The organism is Polaromonas sp. (genome assembly GCF_031411155.1).
Lineage (GTDB): Bacteria > Pseudomonadota > Gammaproteobacteria > Burkholderiales > Burkholderiaceae_C > Polaromonas.
This window is the reverse complement of sequence record NZ_JANOAL010000018.1, coordinates 1-1761: the sequence shown is the minus strand read 5'-3', so window position 1 is coordinate 1761 and position 1761 is coordinate 1. Positions and strand designations below refer to the sequence as shown.

The 1761-nt window shown below is 62.6% G+C and carries 3 protein-coding genes; all 3 read right to left on the bottom strand.

From position 1 onward, the window contains the following. Nucleotides 1–135 precede the first annotated feature (135 nt). From RMO23_RS00700 to rsmD, 3 genes are read right to left on the bottom strand one after another with little or no spacing between them, the layout of a single operon-like run. Complete coding sequence (locus tag RMO23_RS00700) at nucleotides 136–411, bottom strand: YfhL family 4Fe-4S dicluster ferredoxin (protein WP_309678074.1); 276 nt, start codon at nucleotides 409–411, stop codon at nucleotides 136–138. A gap of 5 nt (nucleotides 412–416) precedes the next feature. Next, a complete protein-coding gene (gene coaD / locus RMO23_RS00695; RefSeq protein ID WP_309678078.1) occupies nucleotides 417–932 on the bottom strand; it encodes a pantetheine-phosphate adenylyltransferase in 516 nt (171 codons plus the stop codon). A gap of 39 nt (nucleotides 933–971) precedes the next feature. After that, on the bottom strand, nucleotides 972–1640 hold the full coding sequence (gene rsmD / locus RMO23_RS00690) for a 16S rRNA (guanine(966)-N(2))-methyltransferase RsmD (RefSeq protein ID WP_405041537.1): 669 nt from the start codon (nucleotides 1638–1640) through the stop codon (nucleotides 972–974). Between the last annotated feature and the right edge of the window lie 121 nt (nucleotides 1641–1761).

Below are 1761 nucleotides of genomic sequence, written 5' to 3'. Positions count from 1 at the left end.
CGGCCAGCCCGCTGGATGGGTTGCTGGCTTGAGGCGCTATCAATTCAATAGCTTTAAGCGCAGGTATTGATTGGGCTAGAGGCCGATTTAAGCATCGAAACCGGCCCAAACCAGCATTTTTGAGCCCCTTGAACGCTAGCCACCCCGCGCCGCAACAATCGGAATCACGGCTTGCAGCCGATGGTATTTTTCCCACAGCGTTTCCTTGCTTTCGACGTTCTTCGGGTCCACCGGAATGCAGGCCACCGGACAGACCTGCACGCACTGCGGTTCATCAAAATGACCGACGCATTCGGTGCATTTGTGCGGGTCGATCTCGTAGATTTCCTTGCCGAGGTAAATCGCCTGGTTCGGGCATTCGGGCTCGCACACGTCGCAGTTGATGCATTCGTCGGTGATCAGCAGGGCCATGGTTTTCAGGCCTCCTTCAGGGGCTGGTGGGCTTTAGCCAGCGCTTTGGCCACGGCCGGGCTCACCATCTGAGCCACATCGCCGCCCAGTTTGCTGATCTCGCGCACCAGGGTGCTGCTGATGCATTGCAAGGCGGCATCGGGCAGCAAGAAAACCGTTTCAACGCCGGGGCGCAGCTTGCGGTTCATGGCGCCCATCTGGGCTTCGTAGTCAAAGTCGGTCACATTGCGCACGCCGCGCACCACGGCGCAGGCACTATGCTGGGCGCAAAAGTCCATGATCAGGCCGTCGAACGGCAGGACCTGCACGTTTGCTATTCTTTTGGTAGCTGCCTGCACTTGCTCCACACGGGCCTCAAGCGAAAACAATGCTTTTTTATGGTGTGCTGCCGCCACCGCGATGAGGAGCCGGTCAAACAGCCCGGCGGCGCGCTGCACCACGTCGGCATGCCCCAGCGTGAAGGGGTCAAAAGTGCCTGAATAGACAGCAACCCGGGGCGGTGAGGGGGGTGGCGTGGACATGGGGGAATTATGCCCCGCCAGCCCCCGCCGCACGCCCGATCAGGGCTTGACCTTGATCAGCAGATGAAAATGCACCGCGCCGGCCCGGCCGCTGCGGTGCAGTTGCAGGCCCATGGTCTGCAACTCTTCGTCCAGCCAGGGCCGGGGCGCTTCAAGGTAAATCAGTCCGGTGTCGCCTATCGCCTTGGCGGCGGCCTGCAGCGCGGGCTCGAACAGATTCGACTCGTAGGGCGGGTCGAGAAATATCAGTTGCTGGCTGCCGGCTAGCAGGCGCCTGAGCGCGCTCAGGCCGTCGCCGCGCTCTATGCGCACCGCGCCGGCGTTGAGCCGGGTCTTGAGGGCCTGCAGCTGCGGCAGCAGCCCGGCGTCTTGCTCGCACAGCAGCACGTCGGTAGCGCCGCGCGAGGCGGCTTCAAAGCCGAGCACGCCGGTGCCGGCAAACACGTCGGCGCAGCGCCAGCCGCTCAGGTCCTGGCCCAGCCAGTTGAACAGGGTTTCGCGCACGCGGTCGGGCGTGGGGCGCAGGCCGGGCTTGTTGGGCACCGGCAGTTTGCTGCGCATGTACAGCCCGCCAATGATGCGAATTTCACCGGGCGGCTTGGCCTTGCGCGCCACCACCTTGCCGGTTTTGGGTCTTTTTACAGCGGGGGTATCAGTCAATTTCTCGGTCGCCTTATCAATCGCTTTGTCAGTTGCTTTGTCAGTCATTGCTTGCTCGGCCCGGGCGCGGTACTTCATGGCGCGGCCCCCAGAATCACGGTGACCATTTTCTCAGGCTGCAGCTTGCGCGCAAACGCGGCCTTGATGTCGGCCACGGTGACGCGGTTGA

Coding starts and splice junctions, on each gene's coding strand:
- RMO23_RS00700 (WP_309678074.1), bottom strand. CDS start 411: ATGGCCCTGCTGATCACCGACGAATGCATCAACTGCGACGTGTGCGAG.
- coaD (WP_309678078.1), bottom strand. CDS start 932: ATGTCCACGCCACCCCCCTCACCGCCCCGGGTTGCTGTCTATTCAGGC.
- rsmD (WP_405041537.1), bottom strand. CDS start 1,640: ATGACTGACAAAGCAACTGACAAAGCGATTGATAAGGCGACCGAGAAA.